The sequence below is a fragment of the [Pseudopropionibacterium] massiliense genome (genome assembly GCF_900607225.1).
GTDB classification, from domain to species: Bacteria; Actinomycetota; Actinomycetes; order Propionibacteriales; family Propionibacteriaceae; genus Arachnia; species Arachnia massiliensis.
Genome location: NZ_LR027842.1, coordinates 1,149,411 through 1,171,892, shown reverse-complemented (window position 1 = coordinate 1,171,892; position 22,482 = coordinate 1,149,411). Strand labels below are relative to the sequence as shown.

Below are 22,482 nucleotides of genomic sequence, written 5' to 3'. Positions count from 1 at the left end.
TTCTGTGTGTGGTCGGTCAGTTCTCTTTGTTGGGCATGTGCTTTTCCGGGATGGCCGGGGGCACACCGTTCTCCACCGAGACCCCGCGCAGGGCGAGCTGTCCGGAACGCGCCCAGTCGGTGGCCTGGTTGAGCATGGACACCGAGTACTGCGGAGCGTGGAAGCCGCGCCCGTTCTCGGAGAACGAGTAGTCGACGACGAACTGCGCCTTGCGCTGGTAATCGCGGGCGAGCGTCAGCTGCTCCTCAGTGGCCGTGCCGTTGGCCTCGGCCGCCTTGATGTCGTTGATGAGCCCCTCCAGAGCCGTGAAGCTCACGTTGAGCGAACTCTGCCACGTCGTCTGGATCTTCTCGACGCGCTGGCGCATCTCGGCCTCGGTGGAGTGATGGCAGGTCAGGCACGACGCGTTGATGGTCTCGTCGTTGGCCATCGGGCTCATGATCTGGTGGTTGCTCACCTTCGCGGCACCGTTGCGCTGGTAGGCCATGTGGCAGTCGGCGCAGGTGACGCCGTTGGCGGCGTGGATGCCCTGGGACCAGGTCTCGAAGTCGGGGTGCTGGGCCTTGAGGATGGGAGCACCGCTCTCCGCGTGCTTGTAGTCGGTCCAGCCGACCTCGTCGTAGTAGGCCATGGCGTCGTAGGCCGTCAAGCCCTTGTCCCACGGGAAGGTCAGGGTCTTGCCCTCACCCGCGAAGTAGTACTCGACGTGACACTGCGCGCAGACGTAGGTTCGCATCTCCTGGTTGGTGGCGTCGCGGTTGACGTCGTAATCGGTGATTCCTTCCAGCGCCTTGGCCTTCTTGATCCCCTCCATGAAGGCCGGGCGGGTGATCCTCAGCTCCATGGTCTTCGGGTCATGGCAGTCGATGCAGGCGATGGTCGACGAGGCGTGCTGGACGGCCTCCTCGTAGGACATGGAGTTCATGGCGTGGAAACCCGCCATCCGGTCGCCGTTGCCGAGCTTGTCGTAGACCTCGGGCATCGAGGCGTGACAATTGAGGCAGGTGCCGGGCTGCTTGAACTTCGGCTGGGTGCGCTGGGTGTGCTTCTGATCCTCCAGCGCCCACTCGTGGCCGCGCGGCTCGGTGTAGTCCACCGAGAACGCGTAGCCGCGCCACATGAGCTGGGCCCGGGGTTCCATCTCGATGCGGGACAGGGTGTGGTACTCGCGCGGATCGTCTGCCGTGGGGTCGACCTTGACGAAGTCACCGTCGGTGTCCTCGGCGGTCTTCTTGTACTGCTCGTACTGAATGGGGAAGTTCTTCCCCCACACCGCCGGGTCGTAGGTGGAATCATCCAGTTCGACGACCTTGGTGAAGGGGTTCCTGGCTTCCTCCTTGTGCTGGAAGATGTTGGTGAGCAGCCATGTGAGCCCGGCAGCGACCACCGCCACGAAGAGCAGCACCACGATGGGAACCCACCTCTTGCGGGGCCCCGTCCATGTGGTGGGTTTCTTTTTCTCCACCTCGTCAGGCGTGTGCTCGACTGCCTCGGTCGTGGTGGGCTTGTCGTTGTTGTCAGTCGTGGGGCTCATCTCTCCTCACCTCTTGTGACCGACGCCGTCGTGGCAGCGGAGACAGGACATCCGCTCGCCCTTGTGCTCGGAACTGTTCTTGGCTTGATCGACGTAGTCACCGTGGCAATCGATGCAGGCGGCCTCGACGATCTCGCGATTGTGGTCGCGGATCTTGATGTTCTCGGGGTAGTTCTGGAACGTGAACTTCAGCGCGTGCCAGAAACCGTTGTCAGCCTTGTTGATGTACTTGTAAACAATGTCATTGTGAGGGGCGTGGCAGGAATTGCAGGTTGCCACGTCGTGATGGGACCCCTTCAGCCAGCCCTCGTACTGCTCGTTCATGGCGTGGCAGTTCGCGCAACTGGCGGGGTCGTCACCGAGGTACTCGGTGGACCCGGAGTAGAAGACGGTGAAGACCCCGACACCCAGGACCGCGCCGAGCAGAGCAGCCAGGGCCACACCTGTCCAGCCCGTAAAGGCACGAGTGAAGTCTTGCCATCTCGCAAGGATGAAACGCTTCATGAGTGCCTCTTCTTCGAGTGTCCCCGGTGCCGCTTCCACCGCACCACTTGGTGGGACCGAGTGGTTTGGAGACACGTTAACACAAAAACTATGAGAAGCCTAGGAACTCCAAGGGAAGAAGAGTTCCATGAACACAGGTAAACCTCATGGAAATAGGATAGAAATCCATATCGTTAATACTGTCACCACGTGGCCGTTGCAATGATGCTTGTCAAAGAGGGATTTGCCGATGCGGCAGGGGTTGGTGGCGCGGGATCAAGTGACGCCGAGTCGCTCACCACCCCGCCGCGGCGCGGGTCCACGATTTCCCCGGGCACGGGACCGACGGGTCCTCTCGGTTACCCTGAGGCCATAGGAGGTCACCATGTCACCGGTTCAGCTGCGAGGCGTCACCCTCGGTGAGAGGAGAGCGAAGGTCATCGTGCCCGTTACCGGTACCACGGTAGAGGAGCTCGTCTCCCAGACCGCCACGCTCGTGGGGGTGAAGTTCGACATCATCGAGTGGCGCGTGGACTTCCTAGACGTCGCCCCCTCCCCCACTGCTGTCCTCGAGGCTGCCGCCCGGGTGCGCGCCGCCGCCCGGGGGCGGCCCGTTCTCTTCACCTTCCGCACCCACCACGAGAACGGGAACAAACCCATCACATCCGAGGAGTACCGCGACCTCAACATCGCCGTCATCGACTCCGGCCTGGTGGATGCGGTCGACATCGAGCACCACTTCGAGCGGGCGGTCGGCGACGCCATCATCGCAGCCGCGAAGAACGCCGGGGTGCCGGTGGTCGGCAGCCTCCACGACTTCACGGCCACCCCACCGGCCGAGGACCTGGTCCGGCGCCTGGTGGAGATGCAGGAGCGGGGCTGTGCCGTCGCCAAGGCCGCGGTCATGCCCAAGAACACAGGTGACGTGCTCCAGCTGATGGAGGCCACCTGGACCATGACCAGCCAGCACCCATCGACCCCGGTGCTGACCATGTCCATGGGCGGTCTGGGGTTGATCACCCGGCTGTCCCCCCGGGTGACGGGATCGTGCGCCACGTTCGCGATGGTGGGTCGCCCTTCCGCTCCCGGGCAGATCCCGGTGGAGGAGCTCCAGCCGATCCTGGAACTCATCGACGCAAACCTCCCTTGAGAGGCGCGCCGCTCAGGCCCGCAGCCAGTTCAGGATCATCGAACAGCAGTGCTCCAACCGCTCCGGGACCCCGCTGTCGGTGAAGACCCCTGGCCAAGCGGTGCGTGAGCGCACGGGCGTTCCTCATCTGCGTGCTCACCGGGGCCGGCGAGGGGTGATGCACTAGGTCCTGTTATGTAAGTCGTTTGAGCCAGTGGTTGATGCTGGCGATGTGGGTGGTTGCCTGGTAGCGCACGGCGAGCTTGTCGTAACGGGTGGCGAAACCTCGGTGCTGCTTGAGGTGGCTGAGTCGTTGAAGAAATACGTCACAAAAATGACGAGTTCCTCTACGGCGCTTTGTGGGTTTCCGACATGCCTCTGTTGCGCCAAGGTGTAGCAGTCCTGTATGTGATACCACCCGGACAGCGGCACATCAAACGGATCGGGTAGTTGCCTTCTTCGCGATGGATGTACGCGTATCGTGTTTTTATCGGGACTCCCGCGCGAAGAAGGCCGCCGCTTTATCTCTGAAATCGATCCCCTGTCCGGGCCTCACGCAGTTCGGCTTTGATTTTCTTGCACTCGGCAAGTTGGGACGCTGTCATTTCCTCACCCTCGGTTCCGGAATGGGTTTTCCTCCACTTGTTCACCCAGCATCTCCACGGTTTGCGGGACCAAGCCGTAGGACTGTGCCACCTCAGTGATCGTGCAGGAGCTTTTCAACGACCACCCGACACGACCTGCTGTTTGAACTCTTCGCTGTACTTCGATGCGGACATAATACAGACTTGTACCTCACGTGTTCGATTAAACCTGTTTTTCATCACTGTCCACGAAACGTGTAGCACTCCAGGTGCCGCTGGCTCTCCTCGGTCCGTAGCTAGTTTCCGTCTTCTGGGTTCGGGACGCGTAGAACCCGCCAGGCCTCTCCCTCCAGGACGTCGAGACCTACGGGGGTCCAGCTGGCGTGGCTCTCCAACCCGGGGACGCGGGGCCGCACCGATATGAAGGCGCGCTCCAAGGTGCCGTCGAGGTGGGAGATCCGGATCAGTCCCGAGGCGTCGGCGGTGGTGATGAGAGTGCCCGAGGGATGCCAGGCGACCCCGGTCACGGCGCGGGCGTGGTCGGTGATGGTGGTGATGGGTTCTGCGGTGTGGGGGTTCCAGATGATGCAGGTGCGGTCGTTGCTGGTGGTGGCGACGAGAGCGCCGTCAGGGCTCCAGGCGACCCCTGTAACGGCGGCGGTGTGTCCGGTGAGGGTGAGGATCCTCTCCCCGGTGTCGGGCTGCCAGATGATGCAGGTTCCGTCGCTGCTGGCGGTGGCGATGCGGGTGCCGTCCGGGTGCCAGGCGACCCCGGTCACCTCGTTGGTGTGGCCGGTGAGGGTGGTGATTCTCTCCGCGATGTCGGGCTGCCAGATGATGCAGGTGCCGTCGGTGCTGGTGGTGGCCAGGAGTTTCCCCGAGGGGTGCCAGGCGACAGCACTCGTGGTGTCGTCAAGCACGTGTGCGGTGCCGGGATCGGTGAGAGTGGCGACGTCCTGGCCTGTGTCGGGATTCCAGACGGTGCATCCCCCGCCATCGCTGGCGACGGCGATGAGGTCACCCGCGGGATGCCAGGCAACCCCCCGTGGAAAGCCGATGCGGCTCGTGAGGGTGATGAGCAACTGCCCGGTCGTGGCGTCCCGGATGGCGCAGGCCTTGTCGTTGTGGATGGTTGCGATGCGGGTGCCGTCGGGGCTCCACGCGGGTTTGCCCACCAAGTTGGTGTGAGCTGGGTGGCCGTGGAGCGGCCGCTGACCGGGTCCCAGACGGTGTATGCCTCGGCCCAGTAGGCGATAACGGCCAGACGGGTGCCGTCCGGGCTCCAGTCGATCCCGTCCACCCAGTCGGTGCGGCTGGCGAGCGTGGTGACTGTTTCCCCGGTGTCGGGGTTCCAGATGATGCAGGCCCCGTTGCTGTCAACGGTGGCGACGCGGGTGCCGTCGGGGTTCCAGGCGACACCCATCACGAATGTTGTCCGGGCCGCGGACCGGGGCACGAGGGTGGCGATCGCTTCTGCTGTGTCCGGATTCCAGACCGCGCAGGTTCCGTTGTCGCTGGCGGTCGCGACCCGGGCGCCGTCGGGACTCCACGCCACCCCGAGCGCCCATTCGGTGTGATCGACGAACGAGATGACGGGTTGCCCTGCGCCGGGATCCCAGACGGTGCAGGCGTCGTCCCAGCCGGCGGTGACCAGACGGGTGCCGTCGGGGTGCCAGGCGACACCTGTCACAGCGTCGGTGTGGCCGGTGAGGGTGAGGAGTCCTTCTGCGGTGTCGGGGTTCCAGATGATGCAGGTTCTGTCGTGGCTGACGGTCGCCAGACGCGTGTCGTCCGGACTCCAGGCGACCCTGTTCACGGCGTCGGTGTGACCGATGAGCGTGGCGACGGGGTCACCGGTGTGGGGATTCCAGATGACGCACGTGTGGTCGTCGCCGACGGTGGCCAGGAGACTGCCGTCAGAACTCCACGCCACTCCGTTCAGGGGGCCGGTGTGTCCGGTGCACAGGTCTCTGAGTGCGACATCACCCTCGCGGCCCGGGTCGGTGACGTACTCACCAGACTCACGGTCATTCGTGCGGCATGGAAGATTGCGCGTCTCGTGTGGGGGAGTGCCCATCGTCTCACCTCCTGGCAGCGATACTACTTTCCGTCGCCGAAAAGGGTGTCGCCCGTCGGTGGAGCCAGGAATCATCCGAGGCGCCAGGACCCGACCTCGAGCTGGCCGTGGCTGTTGCTGCCGGTCGCGACGACGGTGCCATCGGCGCGAAGCCCCACGGTGTGGGTCGCGCCGGCCGCGACGGCCACGATGTCGCGCCAACCGTGCACGTCGCACTGGCCGGCATCCGATCTGCCGGCTGCGACCACGGTGCCGTCGGTTCTCACACCGACGCTGTGGTAGCTGCCCGCCGCGACCGCGACGATTCCCGCCCACTGCTCGCAGCCGGCCCAGAACTCCGGACGTCCGGCCGCACGAACAGCACCATCCCTCGTCAACCCCAGGGTGTGGAGATACCCCGCGGCAACTGCGAGAATCCGGGTCCAGTGCTGTACGTCGCACTGGCCGGCGGCGTTGTTGCCGGTCGCGCGGACGGTACCGTCCGCGCGAACCGCAACCGTGTGCCAGTCACCGCAGCTGACATCCGTCACCTCGCGCCAGTCCTCGACCCGCAGCTGCTCCTCCACGGCGCGGCCCGCCGCCACCAATGATCCGTCGCCACGCAGGCCCACGCTGAATCTCCACCCCGCAGCCACCGCGATGATGTCCTGCCAGTCCTGGACATCGCACTGCCCCTGGGCGTTCCAGCCGCATGCCAGAACCGTTCCGTCGATGCGAAGCCCCAGCGTGTGGGATCTACCGGTGTTGCCGGCCACATGGACGCCGTCCGCCGCGACCGCGACAACGTCTCGCCACAGCGACGTCCGGCACTCCCCGCCGGAATCTGCTCCGGTCGCGACCACGGTGCCGTCGGGCAGACACCCCACCGTGTGTCGTCGCCCGGCTGCCAATGGACGACGAACTGGCACGGCGACCTCCTTCACGACCGGTTCCCTGGCCATTTTCCCAGCAAGTCGAATGGTTGCGCTTGTCTACCCGTCGTGTGCTTGCGCTGTAGCGCTGGCGTTCGACGGGAAGGCAGGCGTTCGGGGAGTTGCGGTCGGGTGTGCTTGTCGGCTGTCGGGTGGTTTCGACTCGGACTGCTCCTTCGTCGCGGTCCGGCTCAACCAGCTTCGGAAAGGGGGATGTCGCGGTCCGGCTCAACCGGCTTGGGGAAGGAATGAGGAACCCGGCAGGGGCTCTGCGGCTCTTCGATGGTTGAGAAGAGGTGGGTGGGCATCGCAGGAGCGGCCCTGCCGGGTTCGGTCTCACACGGGGAGGAGGCCCATCGACCTGACCTCCTCCGCCTCGGATTTCAGTTCGTCGACGGAGACATTGACGCGACTTCTCGCGAAGGCGTTGAGCGGCAGACCCTGAACGATCTCCCACTCTCCACTGTGACAGCGTACCGGGAACGACGAGACCAAGCCCGCCGGGACGCCGTAGGAGCCGTCACTGATCACCGCCATCGACGTCCAGTCATTCTCGGGGGTGCCGAGCAGCCAGTCGCGGACGTGGGCGATGGTGGCGTTGGCCGCCGATGCCGCGCTCGAACGCCCCCGGGCCGCGATCACCGCGGCCCCCCGCCTGGCGACGGTGGGGATGAAGTCGAAGGCGATCCAGGCGTCGTCGGCGATCCACTGGTCCGCCGGCCTCCCGCAGATGCGGGCGTTGAAGGCGTCCGCGTACTGCGTCGCCGAGTGGTTGCCCCAGATCGTCACGTTCGTCACGTCCGCCACCGGCCTGCGGGCCTTCCGCGCCAGCTGCGCGCGGGCCCGGTTGTGGTCGAGCCGGGTCAGGGCGGTGAACCGGGAGGCGGGAATCCCGTCGGCGTGCCGGGACGCGATCAGCGCGTTCGTGTTCGCCGGGTTCCCCGTCACCACCACCCGCACATCCGGGGCCGCCGACGCCGCCAGGGCCCGGCCCTGCCCGGCGAAGATGGCGGCGTTGGCCTCCAGCAGATCGGATCGTTCCATGCCCGCGCCGCGCGGCGACGCCCCCACCAGCATCGCGACGTTCGCGCCGTCGAAGGCCACCGCGGGATCGTCGGTGACCTCGATGCCCCTCAGCTGCGGGAAGGCGCAGTCGAGCAGCTCCATCGCCACCCCGTCGAGGGCCTTCACGGCCGCCGGTACCTCCAGCAGCCGCAACTCGACGGGCCCGTCGCCCAGCAGGTCACCGGAGGCCAGCCGGTAGACCAGCGCGTAACCGATCTGCCCGGCCGCCCCCGTTATCGCGATTCGTGTGGTCATGGCGGTTCAGCGGACGTTCAGGTCGCCGACGAGCACGCAGCGACGTTTCCGGGTGAAACTACGGGCCGACGTGAGGCCCTCGCCGGTGGGTCCGGCGATGGTGAACGTCGGGTAGCCCTCGCCGCCGATCCCGATGCCGTTGTACGACGGGCCGTTTTTCACGAAGATCGTGGTCTGGATCAGCTTGCCCATCCTCGTCAGCTTGCTGACGTTGAGGCTGTGCATCACCGCGGTGTGGCGGTTGCCGTGCTCCAGTTCGACGGCCAGGTCGATGGCGGCGTCCACGTCCGGCACCCGCACCAGCCCGAGGACCGGCATCATCAGCTCGTGCACCACGAACGGATGGTCGGCGGCTGCCTCGCACACGATCAGCCGCACCCCGGGCGGCGGGGTGACGCCGATGGCCTCCAGGATCTTCGCGGCCGGTTTGCCCACCCACTCGGTGCGCGGCTTGTCGCCGTTGACCAGCAGCTTCTCCAGCTCCGCGACCTCCGCGGCCGTCGCCTCGTAGGCGCCGTGCTTGATCATGCAGAACTTCAGCATGTCGGCGATCGAATCGACCGCGATGATCTCCTTCTCCGCGGTGCAGGGCAGGTTGTTGTCGAAGCTGGCGCCGTCGACGATGCACTTCGCGGCGTGCTCGATGTCGGCGGTCTCGTCGACGACGGCCGGCGGGTTGCCCGCACCCGCGCCGATCGCCTTCTTCCCGGAGCTCAGCACCGCCCTGACGATTCCCGGACCCCCGGTTGCCACCAGCATCCGGACCTTCGGGTGGGCCATCATCGCGTTGGTGTTCTCCAGCGACGGCGCGGTCACCGTGGTCACGAGGTTGTCGGGGGCGCCGGCGGCGCGCAGCGCCCGGTTGATGCGACGCACCTGCCAGCACGACAACTTGGCGACCCGCGGGTGCGGGCTGAACACGACGGCGTTGCCGGCGGCCAGCATCCCGATGGTGTTGCAGGTGATGGTCTCGGTGGGGTTGGTGGTGGGGGTGATGGCCCCGATCACACCGTAGGGCGAGTACTCGATGGTGGTCAGGCCGTCGTCGCCAGACCACGCCTCCGTGACGAGATCCTCCACCCCGGGGGTCTCGGAGGCCGCCACCTTGTTCTTCAGGTACTTGTGGCCGACGTCGCCCATCCCGGACTGCGCCACGGCCTGCTCCGACATGTAGTCGAGGGCCTCGGGGGCCAGCATCGCCTCACGGATGGCGGCGACGTAGCGTCGCCGGTCGGCCATCGAGCGTCCCAGGTACTCGCGCTGCGCCAGATGGGCGGCCTCCACCGCGGAGTCCATGTCGGCGAACACCCCGTCGCCCGGGGCCTCCTGCTGCGTCGCGGGCGCCTTGGCCTGGGTGTCGTTGCCGTTGCCGGGGAGCATCGCCGCGAGCACCTCGCGGATGGTCGCCTCCAGCTGGGCCGGATCTATCGTCATTACTGCTCTCCTATCGTGTTCCAGTCCTGCAGCGCGCAGGTCGCGATGTCCACGTCCTGTTCCGCGGTTCCGCCCGAGATTCCGATGGCACCCGCCAGTTCCCCGTCGACGTGGACGGGCACCCCTCCGCCGAACAGGACCACGCGGCCGGAGTTGGTGTCGGCCAGACCGGGGAAGGGACCGTCCTCGGTGGCCAGGGGGCCGAGCGTCGCGGTCGGTGCCTGGAAGGCCACGGCGCTCCACGCCTTGTTGATCGCCACCTCGATCGACGCGAGCAATGCGCCCTCGATGCGGTGCAGCAGCATCAGGTTCCCGCCCGCATCGGCGGCCGCGATCACGACGGGCACCCCCAGTTCGGCGCTGCGCGCCTCCGCCCGCTCGGCGATCCGCTTGGCGGCGGCGAGATCGAACCGACGGGCCGGCGTTCGGCCGCGGGATGGTTTCGACACGGACTGCTCGCCCAGGGGCTCGCGGTCCGGCTCAACCAGCTTTGAGGGGATGGTTTCCGCGGGCTCGGGGTCCGAGGGGGTTCCGAGGACCTTGGCCACGGCGTCGCGGACGATGCGTTCGATCTCCTCGTCGCGCCAGGTCTCGGCCAGTCTCGCGAGGGAGTAGACGGCGTCGGAGAGGCGGTTGAGGTATGTGATCAGCTCGGGGCGCACCGGTTCGGTCTCGGCCAGGGTCAGTACCCGCCGTTCCGCGCGGCGCACCACGGTGCGGGCCTGGTGGAACGCCCCCGACCGGTCGTCGCGGCCCGGAACCACGAACTCCCGCTGCGGCCCCGTGACGGCCAGGCAGTCGTCGATGAGGTGCTCCAGGTCGGTGATGTCGCCGGCGTTGATCTTGTTCGCGAGGATCGCCGCGCCCTCGGGGTCGCTGGCCAGTTCCGCGGCCAGCACGAACAGCCGCTGCTGCCCCTCGTGGACGCGGCGCCGCCACTGGCCGGCGGGCAGCGTCGCCTTCGCCGCCCCGAGCGCCGCGTTGGCCTCGTCGACGGTGCCGTAGGCCTCCACGCGCAGGCTCTGCTTGGGCACCCGGGAACCCCCGAACAGCCCGGTGTCGCCCTTGTCCCCGGTGCGCGTGTAGATGTTCGGCATCGCCCTCAGCCCTCCACCTCGACGACGTCGACGATGCCGACGATGGTCGCGTCCAGGGGGGCCTGCTGCCGGTTCGCCGCGAACCGGGCCGAGCTGCCCTTCGTGATGATGACCGTCTCACCGGTTCCGGCGCCGACGGTGTCCACCGCGACCTCCTGGTCTCCGACGGGAGCACCGTCGGAGTGGACGCGCTGGATCAGCAGCAGCTTGAAACCGACGAGGCGTTCGTCCTTGCTGGTGGAGACCACCGTGCCGACCACCTTGGCCAGGTACATCTCAGTTCCTTCTCGTGATCGTGATGCCCGACGACGCTGCCGCCTCGCGGGCCAGGTCGGTGATGATCGCCCTGCGGTGCACGCTCAGCCGCGACCCCGGGGCCAGGGAACGGATCACGGACTCGGTGACCACGCGCGCATCGCAGCGCACCGCGTCGCCCGCGCCCGCGACCTCCCCGACCACCCGGTCGAGGGTTTCCGCGGTCGCCAGGTGCACCCCGAACGACTTCAGGGCGGCGAGGTTCTCGCGCAGCATCGCCGCGTAGCCGGACGGCATCTGCGGGAACCAGCCGCGTTTGTCCGCCGAGTCGGGGCAGGCCGCGTTGGTGGCCACGATCACCGGTTTGTTGCTCATGATGAACTCGGCCACCACGTTGCTGGCCAGGCAGTCGCCGATGCCGTGGGCGACCTTCGCGGCCAGGTTCGCCGTCAGGGTGGGGACGACGAGCAGGTCGTGGGCCTGCACCAGCGAGTTCTCGGCCGGGGTCATGCCCAGGGCCGCGATGCGTTCCTGGTCCAGGATGCGCGAGGCGGCTTCGGTCTGCCGCCAGTCGAGGTTGACGTGCCGGCCCGCCCGTTTCAGCGACTCCAGGGCCGCGTCGAAACCGAGCAGCGCACCCGAGAACAGCACCAGCGCGTTGGGTTTCCCCGCGGCGGGGGTTTCCTGCCGGGGCTGTTCGGCGAGCAATTCGCGCACGATCCTGGTGATCAGCTCGCGCAGCTGTTTCTCGTTCATCGGCTACTCCTCATTGCCGCCCCCAGCGGGGTGGGGAAAAGGGGTTCCTCGGGCCGGTCAACCGTGACGCCGAGGACCTTCTCGAAAACTTTGGGTGCCTCGGGCAGGGAGGCGGAACCACCCACCAGATACACCTTGCCCGGGTCGGTGCCGCCGAGCGCCCGCTCGGCGATGGTGGCCATCTTCTCCAGGGTGGGGCGCACCACCGGGAAGACGGTCTCGACGTTGGCGGGGTCGCACTTGAACGCCTCGGCCTCGTCGTAGCCCATTCCCAGCGCCCCCGACAGCACCAGCGTCATGTGGTGGCCGCCGGTGGCTTCGTCGGTGGAGAAGTCCACCACCCCGTCGCGCAGCCGCGACACCCCGGTGGTGCCGTGGCCGATGTCGATGATGGTGCCGTCGGTCACGCCGAGGGCCCGGGCCGCGGCCACGGGTTCGTCGACCACCTCGCACGGGTCGAGTTCGCAGGCGTCGAGCACGTTGGTGAACACCTTCACGGTGCCCTCGCTGATCCCGGGCGGGATGGTGACTGCGGCCTCGGTGAAGATGTGGCCCAGCCTGTCGTGGAGCTCGGCGAGGATCTCCCGGACGTTGGTGACGGCCCCCAGCCAGTCGACGACGATGCCGTCGCGCACCACGTTCGCCTGCCGCCAACCGCCCGCCACCGGACGGTTCCCGCCGTCGACCACGGCCAGCACGATGTTGGCCGTGCCCAGGTCGACGGCGAGCCGCAGCCCGCTGCGTTTGGCGTTCCTGCGTGCGACCTTCCCGGTTCGCACGAGCTCCGCGAACTGGTTGATCCTGGTCTGGGGATTCGCCGCCATCGTCACCCGTCCAGGCAGATCGTCACGTAGTCGCCGGTCCTGGCCCCGACGGCGTTGCCCTCGTCGGTATCGAGGTGCAGCTCCGCCAGGTAGGAGTCCTTGACGCGGATCAGGAAATTGTCCAGGCGCGCCCCGCGCTCCCCGCCGAACCGGACGCTCACGCGGTCCTGGTCCTTCAGGTTCAGGGCGGCGGCGTCGTCGGGGCCCATGTGGATGTGACGGCCCGCGACGATCACGGCGTGCTCGCAGTCGATGCTGCCGAGGGGTCCCTCGATCCTCACGGGGGCCGCGGTCTCCAGATGCCCCGACTGGGCCATCGGCGCCTTGATGCCGAGGGCGAAACAGTCGGTGCGGCTCAGCTCCACCTGGGTGGCGGGACGATTGGGACCCATCACGCGCACCCGGGTCATGGTGCCGCGGGGGCCGTGCAGGGTCACGGTCTCCTCGGCCGCGAACTCGCCGCGCTGGCGCACCATCTTCTTCACCGTCGGTGCGTCGTAGCCGAACAGGGTTTTGAAGTCGGCGTCGCACAGGTGAACGTGCCGGTTGGAGATGCCGACGATCACCCTGCGCGGGTCCAGGGCGGCGATCCGCTCCAGGACCCGGCTGGTGATCTCGGCGACGAGTGCGTCGGTCATGACTGCGGCAGGATCTTCTCGACGTCATTGTGGGGGCGCGGGATGACGTGCTGGGAGATCAGCTCGCCGACCCGGGCGGCGGCCGACGACCCGGCGTCGACGGCGGCCTTCACGGCACCGACGTCGCCGCGCACCATCACGGTGACCAGGCCGGCGCCGATCTTCTCGCTGCCGATCAGGGTCACGTTCGCGGACTTGACCATGGCGTCGGCGGCCTCGACGGCCCCCACGTAGCCCTTGGTCTCGATCATTCCGAGAGCATTGCTCATGACTGCTTCCTCCTGGTGGTGGATGTCCGGGGAGCCTTGGTGGTCTCCGCGGGGTTCTTGGGTGCCGCGCCCGGTTTCGGTTCCGGTTCGGGTGCGGGCTTCTGGTCCGGGCCGGATTCGGGCCGCGTCTGTTCGAGCTGCGGTTTCGGCGCGGGTTTCGTGATGGCCTTCGGGTCGGGTGTGGGCCCGGGCTTCTCCGCCGCTTTGGGCGCGGCCTTCGGTGCGGGTTTGGTTTTCTCCGGGTCCTTGGCCCTGGCTGCGGGTTTCGTCGCCGTCCTCGCCCAGGGGGTGGGCGTGGCCAGGCCCACGGTCGCGGCGGAGAAGACGAGGGGCTCCAGGTCCTGGTGGGGCCGGGGAATGACGATCCTGCTGACCACCCGGGCCAGTTTCGACGCCGCCACCTCGGCGGCATCCATGGCCGCCTGAACGGCCGCGACCTGCCCCTCCACCTTGACGGTGACGTATCCGCCGCCCCGGGCCAGTTCGTAGCCGATCAGGGTGACGTCGGCGGTCTTGCAGGCGACGTCGGCGGCCTCGACGCCGGCGACGAGGCCCACCACTTCAATGCTCCCCAGTGCGTGCATCACTGGCTCCTTTCGGGTTCACGGAGGGGAAGTCGCTTCACGAGCCGGGCGGCGTTCGAACCGATGATCCGGTCCGCCTGCTCGCTGCGCCCCAGGAAATGCGCCAAGTAGGGGCGCTCTTCGGGAAGTTTCTCGGTGGTGATGACCACGTAGTCGAGGGCGATGCCCAGGCCGATTCCCAGCCGCGACGACGTCGCGGCGCGGTGCGCCAGGGTCAGGGGGTTGAGCTCCGGGAGGCGTTCCACGCGGCTCGGCACCCCCTCCTCCTCGATGCCGAGGAGGACCTGGGTGAGCTGCTCGTCGCCGATGTCGTCGTGGACGGCCAGGTTGATGGTGGGGCGTTCGTCGGTCACGACGCACCCCCCAGCACCAGGCCGGTTGCGACGGCGTTGCGGGGACCCTCCGTGCCGCGGATGTTGGCGCGCCCGGCCACCACCCGGTAGTCGGCCAGGGCCCGGGTGACCAGCTGCGGGATCTCGAAGTCCAGGGCGGAGCCGCCGACGAGCACCACGAAGTCGATGCCGCGCACCTCCGAGGTGGGGGAGACGCGCTGCAGGGCGCGGATCGCGTTGGTGACGAAGACCTGCTCCTTGGCGCGGATGCGGACCTGGCGGATGGTCTCGACGGGCAGGTCCACGTCGAGGGGCACCATGCCGTCGGGTTTGAGCACCACGGTGCGGGCGTAGACGTGCCCGGGCAGCGGATCCTCGAAGAACTGCACGGTGCCGTCCTCGTGGCGGATGTTGAACACCGACTCCACCTTCGCCAGTGGGTGGCGTTTGATGTCCTCGGCCAGGTCGAAGGAGTCGAGGCCGAGTTCGGACTGGATCATGAGGGTCACCATGTTCCCGGCACCGGCCAGGTGAATCGAGGTGCCGGTGCCGTCGGGGCGCATGACGGAGGCGTCGGTGGAGCCGGCGCCCATGTCGAGGATCGCGATGGGGGCGGCCGTCCCGGGGGTGGTGAGCGCGCCGCGGATGGCCATGTCGGCCTCCACACCGCCGACCTCCACGGGCACGCCGATCTCGGCGGCCAGCTCGGAGGCGATCCGTTCCATCTGGAGGCGGTCGGTCCTGACCATCACGGCGATACCGACGGCGGCCTCCATCGAGAACTCGTTGGCGATGCCGCCCGCCACCTGCTGCGGCACCCGGGTGTCGACGGCGAGCAGGTCGGTGATGCGGATGTCGCGGGGGTGCTGGTTCGTCAGCTGCCCCATGGTCACGCGCACCTTCTCCATCATGCCGCCGACGTTGGTGCCGGGCTCGCCCGTGATGTCGGCGAGGTTGCGGATCCGGGAGGCGACGTCCATGATCTCGGCGGCACCCAGGTCGACGTCGACGTCGAGGGTGTTGGTGCCGTGGAAGGTGAGGCGGCCCGCGGGGATGCGGCGTTCCTGCACGTCGCCCTCCGGGGTCTTGATGACCACGGCGGAACGGTTGCCCACCAGGGAACGGGCCAGCGGCACCACGGAGCGGGTGTCGTCGGACTCCAGGCCGAAGAGGGTCGCGATGCCGAACGGGTTGGACAGGGTCTCGACGATGCGCCCGACGTCGGCCACCTCGATGGCGGCCAGCATCCCGAGGGGAACCTTCTCGATCAGGCGCACCTCGTCGACGATGGGGATCTTGCGGGTCAGGCGGTTGTGGACCAGCACGCCGTCGTCGGCCTGCAGGATCGCGCCGGTGATCTCCAGGCGCTCGGCGACGGCATTCAGCCGGGCCGCGATCTGGTCGTAGGGGGTGGTGCGGGGTGCCACGACGATGTAGGGCCGCCCGGCGGGGGCCTCCGGCAGCGCGTCGAGGGCGATGGTGGTTCCCACCCCGATGCCGAGGCCGCCCGGGGTGGAGGGATTGTGTCCGATCATCGTGGACTCGGTGATGATCGTCTCGGTGATGGTCTCCATCGCGACGTCGCCGATCACGGGGGCGGCCTCGTTGATGCGGATGGAGTCGAGGTCCTCGATGCGGCGCCCCGCCCTGGTGAGGGCCTCGGTGAGGGAACGGAACAGGCCACGGATGTTGGCGCTGGTTCCCTTGATGCCGGTGGTGGGGACGATGGCGCTGGACAGGAAGTCCACCTGCCCGCCGGCATCACCGATCTCGGCGAGCGCCACCTCGGTGGTCGCGTTGCCGATGTCGATGCCGGCAATCAGTTTCGCCATCGTCCTCATCTCCTCGTCTCGTGTCTCTCAGTCCTCGCGCAGCCTTCCGCGGGCCTCGTAGACGTCAGCGGCCTCACGGACGAAACCGGCGCTCACCTTCGCGCCGTACTGGCCCTCCAGCTCGTCGGCGATCTCGTACAGCTCCGCCTTGGTGGAGCGGTACGGCCGCAGCGCGTTGTAGATCTCCAGCAGCCGGGCATCCGGCACGGCCACCAGCTCGGCGGCGCGGCGCAGGTTGCGGGCCAGGGTCTGGCGTCCGTCGGCGTCGGCCACCTGGGCCTGGAGCTCCAGGGTCTCCGAGGAGATGCGGAAGTCGAGGGGGCTCAGCTTCCCCGACTTGACGTCCTCGAAGGTGAGTTCGTCGAGGGCCTTGCCGGTGTTGGTTCTCACCAGCTCCGGGTGTTTCTCGGCCAGCGGGTACTCGTCGCGTCCGATCCGGCGGGTCCCCGCGGCGGGGACCTGGGCCGGGGCGGCGGGCACCGGGGCGTTCTTGGCGAAGGACACGGAGTCGTTCCCGAGGGACTTCATGACCTCCGACATGATCTGTCGGATGAGTTGTTCCTGATCCATGGTGACTCTCCTAGGCGGTGCTGACCCGCAGCGCCTGGGGCTTCTTGGCCAGGTCGCACTGGGCGGTTTCCTTGTTGTGCAGCAGGGCCGCGATGGCCTGGTACTTGGGGCGGGCCATCTGGTCGTTGCGGATCGGCACGGGCTGCGGCGACTCGCCCTTGGCGTACTTGGCCGCGTTCTTGCCGATGGCGCGGAAGGTCTCCAGGTCGATCAGCGGGGACTGGCTGAACAGCTCCACGTTGCTGAGCGGCGGCAGGTCCTTCTGGTGGATGACCGTGGTGCCGCGCGACTGGATGCCGATCCCGATGCCGGAACCCGACAGCTTCGCCGCCTGGTGGGCGATGAAACCGACGTCGGCGCTCTTGTAGACCTTCACGAACCGGCACTTGAGGCCCTCCTCCTCGATGCCCGCGGCGATCTCCTTGAGGACGGCGGCGTGGGGCAGGCCGATGATGGTCTCGTGGATCAGGGTGCTGAACGCCGGGGAAACCGCGACCACGACCTCCTTCGGGTCGGAGCCGCGCTCCGCGGGGCCGGTCTCGGCCAGGGTGAGTTTCCCGGCGGCCGTCGCGGTCATCGTCGCGGTACCACCCGAGGCGGCGGGTTCGGCGGCCGGCGGGGTGGCGGCCGAATCCTCGGCGGTCATCTCCTGGACCACCTGCGCGATGATCTGCTTGAGGGTGTTCACATCAATGCTCATGGCTCACCTCAGATGCTCTCGGGGCTGATGGCCTGACGAATGGTCTTGATCTGGTTCCACCGCTCGTCGTCGATCTGGTAGCCGGTCTGCGGGCCGTGGTAGTCGTTGGGCGAGTTCACGGCCGAGATCACGTTGAAGTCGGCGTCGAAGATCGCGGAGGTGTGCAGGTAGTCGCCCGCGACGCGACGCTTCAGCAGGTTGAACACCGCCTCGGCGACGTCCTCGAAACCGCCTCGCGACAACGCCTTGGCCACGTCCACGCCGGTGACCTCACGGTTCATCATGTCCTCGGCGGCCTTCAGGTCCTCGACGACGTTGCGTTTGGGCATGTCGTCGGAGCTGTGGGCGTAGGTGGCGGCCTCCACCTCGGCGTCGGTGATGGCCGGCAGCCCCAGCTCGTCGAAGACGGCCTGCAGGGCGCGGGCGGCCTTGCGGCGCACCGCGATGACGTCCTCCTCCAGCACGGGGGTGAGGCCGCCGTCGACGCGCAGGTCGCGCTGGATGATGTTCCAGTCGTCGAAGTCCTCGGCATCCCAGTTGGAGCCCGCGAACATGTTGTCCTTGTTCGGGGTGGAGGAGTAGCCGGAGCAGATGAAGTCGGTGCCGGGCACGAACTGCATCAGCGACCGCGACACCCGGCGCAGATCGGAGTGGGTGAAGGTCTGGTCGTTGCTGGAGGCGCATTCGAGATCCAGCATGGTGGCGATCAGGTTCTCGGCCAGCACGGCGCGGATCCCGCCGGGCACGCCCGCGGGCACACCGATGCAGCTGACGGAACCGTTCTGGGTGCCCTGCGACCCGGCTGCCTTCGTCACGAACAGGCAACGCGCCTCCAGGTACAGCATGGACTTGCCCTCGGCGTAGCCCATCTGCACCTCGGATCCGGTGCCGGAGGTGAAGCGCATCTTCAGGCCGCGGGAGGCGTAGCTGGAGGCCAGGAACGCCTTCGACCAGGGGGTGTCGTCGCCGTCCATGAACACCGCCTCGGTGCCGTAGACGGACACGGTCTCGGCGTAGGCGGTCAGCCCGCGCATGCCGAGCTGCAGCTCCGTGGCCTCCTCGACCGCGCACTGGGTGAGGATGCCGGGGCGTCCCGTCTGGGCGCCGACCAGCAGCGACAGCGCGTTGAAGGGGGCGTAGCGGACCACGCCGACGGTGGTTTCCTGCTCGGCGAAACCGCGCAGCGCGGCCTCGGCGGAGTCGGCGGCGATCTGCACGGGGTTGTCGGCGACGTTGGTGACGTGGCACTGGTTGGCGGGCTGTTTGCGGGCACGCAGCTTCGTGACCGCCATCATCATCTCCAGCACGCTCATGTTGCTGACGACCTCGGTGAGTTTCGCCGGGGTCATGGCGGTGGTGAGCGGGATGATCTCGGTGCGGGGCACGTTGATGTCGCACAGCATGCGGGCCACCTGGAGGGAGTCGATGGCCATGGCCTTCTCCGCCAGCTCCAGGTTGATGCCGTAGTCGGCGACGAAGGTGTCGATCATGTCGAACTGGTCGCGGGTCTTGCCGTCGAGTTCGGTCACGAGCCCGTTGGTCAGTGTGATCGACGGTTTCGGATCGTTGGGGGAGTCCATGGCGATCAGGCCAACCTCTGGCCATTCGCTGACGAACCCGTCCTGGTTCACGGGGCGCGCGTCGAGCGCCTCAAACCTCTTGGAACGCATCAGATCGGTCCTCAGATGTAGGGGGTCGTGGTGGATTCGGGTGTGGCGCCGAGCGAACCGAGGAGGGGGATGCCCACCTCGCGGGCGGCGATGATGGCCTGCCGGACGGCACCCGAGTCGCCGCTCAGGAAGGAGATGACCTCGTTGGAGTAGCTGGTTCCGCCGCCGGGGCTGGCGTAGCCGATGACGTCGACGGTGGCGGCCTTGACGGCGGTGTCGGCCAGGACGACACCGATCCCGGCGGGGGCGCCGACGGTGATGCCGAAGGCCTTGCCGATCGGGGCCCCGAACGCCTTGTTGAGGGCGTAGGAGGCGCGGGCGGTGTACTGGAACTCCAGGTGCCCCGCGTCGTTGCCGTAGACGTCGCCGAAGGTGCGGTCCAGTTCGCCGAGGGCCACCTCGACGGCGCGGCGGGCGTCGGAGACGTCCTCGGCGCCGAAGATGATCAGCGAACCGTGGCCGGCGCCGCCCTTGGTGTCGCGGGGCAGCTCGATGGTGAGGATCTCGGAGTTGGTGGCCTTGACGGCCTCGTCGGCGGCGAAGATGTGCGGGCCGGCGCCGGTGCGGGCACCGAGGATCCCGATGGAGCGGAAGTCCTTCTCCAGTTTCATCATCGCGCGCAGCTTCGGGTCGACGTTTGCGATGACCATGCCGATGGTGTCGCCCAGGACATTGGTGCCGACGAACTCGGTCACGCAGGGCAGGGCCCCGGCCGCGGGCGTGGGGGCGGGTGCGGGAGCAGCGGACGGCGCGGGGGCGTCGCCACCCATCTTCTTGACCACCTCGGCCAGGACCTTGTTGATCAGTTCCTCAGACATTGTTCACTCTCCTACTTGGCCTGGGCGGGGAGGATCTTCTCGACGTCGTTGTGGGGGCGCGGGATCACGTGGACGCTGATGAGCTCACCCACCCGCTCCGCCGCCGAGGCGCCCGCGTCGGTGGCGGCCTTGACCGCGCCGACGTCGCCGCGCACCAGCACGGTCACGTAGCCGGCACCGATCTTCTCGCTGCCCACCAGGGACACATTTGCGGACTTGACCATGGCGTCGGCGGCTTCAACCGCTCCGACATAGCCCTTCGTCTCGACCATTCCGAGCGCTTCCTGCATGCTGACTCCTTCGTCGTTACTCCTAGCGACAGGCAGTTTGGACCTGCCTTCGCCACCATAGGGCCGGTTCGGATACACAGTTTCTCCCGGTTGTTACACATTCTTGCTCCGGGGTCGTGCGCAACATTGAACCCTGCACGAAGTGGTCCTATCGTGAGGACATCCCAGAGGAGCGATTGATGACCGAGCTGACCGACAAGACACGTATCATCCAGGAGTTCGTGCCCGGCAAGCAGGTCACGCTCGCCCACGTGATAGCCAATCCCGATCCGCACCTGTACCCGAAGATCGGCCTGCCCGCGGGCAGCAGTGGGGCCATCGGGGTGCTGACCATCACGCCGGGCGAGGCCGCCGTGATCGCCGCCGACATCGCCACCAAGTCGGCGGGAGTCGAGTTGGCATTCGTCGATCGCTTCTCCGGGTCGTTGCTCATCACCGGCCGGCTGGCCGACGTCGAATCCTCCGTCACGGGGATCGTCACCACCCTCCAGGCCATTCTCGGGTTCACCCCCGCACCGTTGACTAGGACGTGACGTAGGACATGAGGTCGATCCTGCTGGTCGGCAGCATCGGAGCCGGCAAGACGACGTTCAGGCAGCGCCTCCAGGGGCTGCCCATCGAATATGCAAAAACCCAGGCCATCGAGACCTTCGCCTCCGCCATTGACACCCCCGGCGAGTACCTGGAGGTGGGGCGCTACAAACACGCCCTCATGCTGGCCTCCTACGACGTCGACGTGGTGGTGCTGGTGCAGTCCGCCACCAGCGACGAGACCCGTTTCCCGCCGGGGTTCGCCACCACCTTCAACCGCGAGGTGCTGGGGGTCGTCACCCACGCCGGGGTGGCCACCGAGGCGCAGGTCCACGACGCCGTCGACCACCTGGCGCGGGCCGGGGCCCACCAGATCGTGGCCGTCGACTCGGTGACGGGCAAGGGATTCAAACGCGTTCAGGAGGTGCTGTGCCGGACTTCATCGTGAACCCCGCCGCGGGTAACGCGGCCGCCGCCCTCGATCTGCGCAACCTCATCGATGTCGAGGAGTTGCAGCGCATCCAGGACGACTTCGCCACCTCCACCGGGTTGGCGATGATCACCGTCGACTCCATGGGCCGTCCCGTCACGGAGGCGTCGCGGTTCAGCACCCTGTGTCAGTACCTGCGTCGCGATCCCGCGATCCGCGCCAAGTGTTACAGCTGCGACGCTCACGGCGGGCTGCAGAGCGCCATCGAGGGACGTCCGGTCGTTTACCGTTGCCATGCGGGCCTGGTGGATTTCTCCGTTTCGATCATGTGGGGTGCGCAGTACCTGGGCGCGGTGATGGCCGGGCAGGTGCTGCTCACCGAGGGGCAGCAGCAGCTTCAGCAGATCGTGGGCGCCTCGGAGGTGCTGGAACACTCGGAGACCGCGAAGCTGCTGGACCAGGTGGCCGTGGTCGACCTCGGCAAGCTGCAGGCCGCCGCCAACGAGATCGTCGGGCTGGCGAACGCGAAACTCGGCTCCACGCTCGGCGAGGCGGATTTCGCCGTCGCGGTGGCGGGCACGGTGCTGGGCAGGCTCGGTAGGATCCCGGACCCCAGCGGCAACGCGGCGCTCGCCCCGCTGCTGGCGGGCATCCGGAAACCGCTGCCGCTGATCCCCGTCGAGTCGGTGAAGCGACGGATCTCGCTGGAGGCCCCGGTGGTGGCCCGCAACGTCGCGCAGGGCAACGCGGCCGCGAACCTGGAGCTGCTCGGCGACTACCTGGATCATCTGCTGCCGCGCTGGAGCCAGAAGGTGGATCCGAAGGAGCTGTCCGAGTACGAGGACATGATGATAGGCATCGCCACCAGCGAGGCCGTGCAGTTCGGGCGCGACATCTCCCAGATCGTCACCCGCCACCGGGGACGCAGACGCGGCCCGATGAACCGCTACGAGTGCCAGGTGTACTGCGAGAAACTGCTGATCCGCGTCCACGACCTCCTCGAACCCGCATCCCGGGGTGGGGAACGCAACCTGACGACGCTGCTGAACGAGATCGAGAAGAACCCGTCGTCGTTCCTGACGCTGCACAAGGCGGCCTCCTACCTGATGTGGTCGGAGTCGCATTTCGCGAGGAAGTTCAAGGAACGCACCGGCTCCAGCTTCATCCACTACGTGACCGCCAAACGACTGGAGCGCGCGAAGTTCGTGCTCATCCACACCGACAAACCGGTGCTCAGGATCGCCGCGGAGCTGGATTTCACGCCGCTGAACTATTTCTCGCGGCAGTTCAAGAAACACATCGGGGTGACCCCGTCCGAGTACCGCAGGGAACATTCCGGGAGGGCGGCATGACCAGGCCTCGCACGTCGGTGCACATTCTGCGTTGGATGATCCGCGCCGCCAGCGAGGCGGGA

The 22,482-nt window shown here is 67.5% G+C and carries 24 protein-coding genes and 1 pseudogene; 4 read left to right on the top strand and 21 right to left on the bottom strand.

What is annotated here, in order from left to right; all coding sequences use genetic code 11:
• Positions 1 to 16: 16 nt before the first annotated feature.
• Both E0E39_RS05185 and nrfH read right to left on the bottom strand, forming a co-directional pair.
• The gene (locus E0E39_RS05185) at positions 17 to 1,534 is read right to left on the bottom strand and encodes an ammonia-forming cytochrome c nitrite reductase subunit c552 (protein WP_126378460.1); all 1,518 of its coding nucleotides are present in this window, start codon (positions 1,532 to 1,534) and stop codon (positions 17 to 19) included.
• A 6-nt stretch (positions 1,535 to 1,540) separates the two neighbouring features.
• Positions 1,541 to 2,038 (bottom strand): cytochrome c nitrite reductase small subunit, encoded by a 498-nt coding sequence (gene nrfH / locus E0E39_RS05180; protein WP_041696525.1) that lies wholly within the window; start codon positions 2,036 to 2,038, stop codon positions 1,541 to 1,543.
• 364 nt (positions 2,039 to 2,402) lie between these two features.
• Here nrfH and aroD point away from each other — a divergent pair, with 364 nt between their 5' ends.
• Entirely contained in the window at positions 2,403 to 3,167 is a 765-nt protein-coding gene (aroD, locus tag E0E39_RS05175) for a type I 3-dehydroquinate dehydratase (RefSeq protein WP_130873775.1), read from the top strand.
• 859 nt (positions 3,168 to 4,026) lie between these two features.
• On the opposite strand, the gene E0E39_RS15705 is transcribed toward aroD, so the two are convergent.
• The 19 genes and pseudogenes from E0E39_RS15705 to pduA all read right to left on the bottom strand — a co-directional run bounded on the left by E0E39_RS15705 (position 4,027) and on the right by pduA (position 20,107).
• Positions 4,027 to 4,905 (bottom strand): WD40 repeat domain-containing protein, encoded by an 879-nt coding sequence (locus E0E39_RS15705; RefSeq protein WP_245988204.1) that lies wholly within the window; start codon positions 4,903 to 4,905, stop codon positions 4,027 to 4,029.
• A 227-nt stretch (positions 4,906 to 5,132) separates the two neighbouring features.
• Positions 5,133 to 5,807, bottom strand: a pseudogene (locus tag E0E39_RS16755) (WD40 repeat domain-containing protein); the annotation flags it as partial.
• A 71-nt stretch (positions 5,808 to 5,878) separates the two neighbouring features.
• Positions 5,879 to 6,715 (bottom strand): RCC1 domain-containing protein, encoded by an 837-nt coding sequence (locus E0E39_RS05155; RefSeq protein WP_245988203.1) that lies wholly within the window; start codon positions 6,713 to 6,715, stop codon positions 5,879 to 5,881.
• A gap of 339 nt (positions 6,716 to 7,054) precedes the next feature.
• Positions 7,055 to 8,038: a malate dehydrogenase gene (locus E0E39_RS05150; protein WP_130873771.1), complete on the bottom strand. Its 984-nt coding sequence runs from the start codon at positions 8,036 to 8,038 to the stop codon at positions 7,055 to 7,057.
• Between the two features lie 6 nt (positions 8,039 to 8,044).
• Complete coding sequence (locus E0E39_RS05145) at positions 8,045 to 9,472, bottom strand: aldehyde dehydrogenase family protein (RefSeq protein WP_130873770.1); 1,428 nt, start codon at positions 9,470 to 9,472, stop codon at positions 8,045 to 8,047.
• Positions 9,472 to 10,569: a cob(I)yrinic acid a,c-diamide adenosyltransferase gene (locus E0E39_RS05140; protein ID WP_130873769.1), complete on the bottom strand. Its 1,098-nt coding sequence runs from the start codon at positions 10,567 to 10,569 to the stop codon at positions 9,472 to 9,474. Before E0E39_RS05140 ends, E0E39_RS05145 begins: the two co-directional genes overlap by 1 nt.
• A 5-nt stretch (positions 10,570 to 10,574) precedes the next feature.
• The gene (locus E0E39_RS05135; RefSeq protein ID WP_130873768.1) at positions 10,575 to 10,844 is read right to left on the bottom strand and encodes a EutN/CcmL family microcompartment protein; all 270 of its coding nucleotides are present in this window, start codon (positions 10,842 to 10,844) and stop codon (positions 10,575 to 10,577) included.
• A 1-nt stretch (position 10,845) separates the two neighbouring features.
• A complete protein-coding gene (locus tag E0E39_RS05130) occupies positions 10,846 to 11,580 on the bottom strand; it encodes a flavoprotein (protein WP_130873767.1) in 735 nt (244 codons plus the stop codon).
• Positions 11,577 to 12,404 carry an ethanolamine utilization protein EutJ gene (gene eutJ / locus E0E39_RS05125; protein WP_130873766.1) on the bottom strand — a complete coding sequence of 276 codons (828 nt, stop codon included), beginning with the start codon at positions 12,402 to 12,404 and terminating at the stop codon, positions 11,577 to 11,579. Before eutJ ends, E0E39_RS05130 begins: the two co-directional genes overlap by 4 nt.
• Positions 12,405 to 12,406: 2 nt before the next feature.
• Positions 12,407 to 13,042: a phosphate propanoyltransferase gene (gene pduL, locus E0E39_RS05120; protein ID WP_130873765.1), complete on the bottom strand. Its 636-nt coding sequence runs from the start codon at positions 13,040 to 13,042 to the stop codon at positions 12,407 to 12,409.
• Complete coding sequence (locus tag E0E39_RS05115) at positions 13,039 to 13,311, bottom strand: BMC domain-containing protein (protein WP_130873764.1); 273 nt, start codon at positions 13,309 to 13,311, stop codon at positions 13,039 to 13,041. Before E0E39_RS05115 ends, pduL begins: the two co-directional genes overlap by 4 nt.
• The gene (locus E0E39_RS16750; protein WP_211198849.1) at positions 13,308 to 13,895 is read right to left on the bottom strand and encodes a BMC domain-containing protein; all 588 of its coding nucleotides are present in this window, start codon (positions 13,893 to 13,895) and stop codon (positions 13,308 to 13,310) included. The genes E0E39_RS05115 and E0E39_RS16750 overlap by 4 nt, the downstream gene beginning before the upstream one ends.
• Positions 13,895 to 14,248: a glycerol dehydratase reactivase beta/small subunit family protein gene (locus E0E39_RS05105; RefSeq protein ID WP_130873763.1), complete on the bottom strand. Its 354-nt coding sequence runs from the start codon at positions 14,246 to 14,248 to the stop codon at positions 13,895 to 13,897. The genes E0E39_RS16750 and E0E39_RS05105 overlap by 1 nt, the downstream gene beginning before the upstream one ends.
• Positions 14,245 to 16,059, bottom strand: coding sequence for a diol dehydratase reactivase subunit alpha (locus E0E39_RS05100; RefSeq protein WP_130873762.1), 1,815 nt, complete (start codon positions 16,057 to 16,059; stop codon positions 14,245 to 14,247). The genes E0E39_RS05105 and E0E39_RS05100 overlap by 4 nt, the downstream gene beginning before the upstream one ends.
• A gap of 27 nt (positions 16,060 to 16,086) precedes the next feature.
• Complete coding sequence (locus E0E39_RS05095) at positions 16,087 to 16,629, bottom strand: diol dehydratase small subunit (RefSeq protein WP_130873761.1); 543 nt, start codon at positions 16,627 to 16,629, stop codon at positions 16,087 to 16,089.
• Between the two features lie 10 nt (positions 16,630 to 16,639).
• Complete coding sequence (locus E0E39_RS05090; protein WP_130873760.1) at positions 16,640 to 17,329, bottom strand: propanediol/glycerol family dehydratase medium subunit; 690 nt, start codon at positions 17,327 to 17,329, stop codon at positions 16,640 to 16,642.
• Positions 17,330 to 17,337: 8 nt separating this feature from the next.
• Positions 17,338 to 18,999, bottom strand: coding sequence for a propanediol/glycerol family dehydratase large subunit (locus tag E0E39_RS05085; RefSeq protein ID WP_130873759.1), 1,662 nt, complete (start codon positions 18,997 to 18,999; stop codon positions 17,338 to 17,340).
• 11 nt (positions 19,000 to 19,010) lie between these two features.
• Complete coding sequence (pduB, locus tag E0E39_RS05080; protein WP_130873758.1) at positions 19,011 to 19,817, bottom strand: propanediol utilization microcompartment protein PduB; 807 nt, start codon at positions 19,815 to 19,817, stop codon at positions 19,011 to 19,013.
• An 11-nt stretch (positions 19,818 to 19,828) separates the two neighbouring features.
• A complete protein-coding gene (gene pduA, locus E0E39_RS05075) occupies positions 19,829 to 20,107 on the bottom strand; it encodes a propanediol utilization microcompartment protein PduA (protein WP_014847888.1) in 279 nt (92 codons plus the stop codon).
• A 179-nt stretch (positions 20,108 to 20,286) separates the two neighbouring features.
• Here pduA and E0E39_RS05070 point away from each other — a divergent pair, with 179 nt between their 5' ends.
• Genes E0E39_RS05070 through E0E39_RS05060 form a run of 3 tightly spaced genes read left to right on the top strand, consistent with a single transcriptional unit; the run spans position 20,287 to position 22,420 of the window.
• The gene (locus E0E39_RS05070) at positions 20,287 to 20,640 is read left to right on the top strand and encodes a BMC domain-containing protein (RefSeq protein ID WP_014847887.1); all 354 of its coding nucleotides are present in this window, start codon (positions 20,287 to 20,289) and stop codon (positions 20,638 to 20,640) included.
• Positions 20,641 to 20,648: 8 nt separating this feature from the next.
• A complete protein-coding gene (locus E0E39_RS05065; RefSeq protein ID WP_130873757.1) occupies positions 20,649 to 21,086 on the top strand; it encodes a EutP/PduV family microcompartment system protein in 438 nt (145 codons plus the stop codon).
• On the top strand, positions 21,068 to 22,420 hold the full coding sequence (locus E0E39_RS05060) for a PocR ligand-binding domain-containing protein (RefSeq protein WP_014847885.1): 1,353 nt from the start codon (positions 21,068 to 21,070) through the stop codon (positions 22,418 to 22,420). The genes E0E39_RS05065 and E0E39_RS05060 overlap by 19 nt, the downstream gene beginning before the upstream one ends.
• Positions 22,421 to 22,482: the final 62 nt, after the last annotated feature.

Bases quoted from the DNA above. Each gene is read 5' to 3' on its own strand.
- E0E39_RS05185 (WP_126378460.1), bottom strand. From the start codon at position 1,534: ATGAGCCCCACGACTGACAACAACGACAAGCCCACCACGACCGAGGCA.
- nrfH (WP_041696525.1), bottom strand. From the start codon at position 2,038: ATGAAGCGTTTCATCCTTGCGAGATGGCAAGACTTCACTCGTGCCTTT.
- aroD (WP_130873775.1), top strand. From the start codon at position 2,403: ATGTCACCGGTTCAGCTGCGAGGCGTCACCCTCGGTGAGAGGAGAGCG.
- E0E39_RS05150 (WP_130873771.1), bottom strand. From the start codon at position 8,038: ATGACCACACGAATCGCGATAACGGGGGCGGCCGGGCAGATCGGTTAC.
- E0E39_RS05145 (WP_130873770.1), bottom strand. From the start codon at position 9,472: ATGACGATAGATCCGGCCCAGCTGGAGGCGACCATCCGCGAGGTGCTC.
- E0E39_RS05140 (WP_130873769.1), bottom strand. From the start codon at position 10,569: ATGCCGAACATCTACACGCGCACCGGGGACAAGGGCGACACCGGGCTG.
- E0E39_RS05135 (WP_130873768.1), bottom strand. From the start codon at position 10,844: ATGTACCTGGCCAAGGTGGTCGGCACGGTGGTCTCCACCAGCAAGGAC.
- E0E39_RS05130 (WP_130873767.1), bottom strand. From the start codon at position 11,580: ATGAACGAGAAACAGCTGCGCGAGCTGATCACCAGGATCGTGCGCGAA.
- eutJ (WP_130873766.1), bottom strand. From the start codon at position 12,404: ATGGCGGCGAATCCCCAGACCAGGATCAACCAGTTCGCGGAGCTCGTG.
- pduL (WP_130873765.1), bottom strand. From the start codon at position 13,042: ATGACCGACGCACTCGTCGCCGAGATCACCAGCCGGGTCCTGGAGCGG.
- E0E39_RS05115 (WP_130873764.1), bottom strand. From the start codon at position 13,311: ATGAGCAATGCTCTCGGAATGATCGAGACCAAGGGCTACGTGGGGGCC.
- E0E39_RS16750 (WP_211198849.1), bottom strand. From the start codon at position 13,895: ATGCACGCACTGGGGAGCATTGAAGTGGTGGGCCTCGTCGCCGGCGTC.
- E0E39_RS05100 (WP_130873762.1), bottom strand. From the start codon at position 16,059: ATGGCGAAACTGATTGCCGGCATCGACATCGGCAACGCGACCACCGAG.
- E0E39_RS05095 (WP_130873761.1), bottom strand. From the start codon at position 16,629: ATGGATCAGGAACAACTCATCCGACAGATCATGTCGGAGGTCATGAAG.
- E0E39_RS05090 (WP_130873760.1), bottom strand. From the start codon at position 17,329: ATGAGCATTGATGTGAACACCCTCAAGCAGATCATCGCGCAGGTGGTC.
- E0E39_RS05085 (WP_130873759.1), bottom strand. From the start codon at position 18,999: ATGCGTTCCAAGAGGTTTGAGGCGCTCGACGCGCGCCCCGTGAACCAG.
- pduB (WP_130873758.1), bottom strand. From the start codon at position 19,817: ATGTCTGAGGAACTGATCAACAAGGTCCTGGCCGAGGTGGTCAAGAAG.
- pduA (WP_014847888.1), bottom strand. From the start codon at position 20,107: ATGCAGGAAGCGCTCGGAATGGTCGAGACGAAGGGCTATGTCGGAGCG.
- E0E39_RS05070 (WP_014847887.1), top strand. From the start codon at position 20,287: ATGACCGAGCTGACCGACAAGACACGTATCATCCAGGAGTTCGTGCCC.
- E0E39_RS05065 (WP_130873757.1), top strand. From the start codon at position 20,649: ATGAGGTCGATCCTGCTGGTCGGCAGCATCGGAGCCGGCAAGACGACG.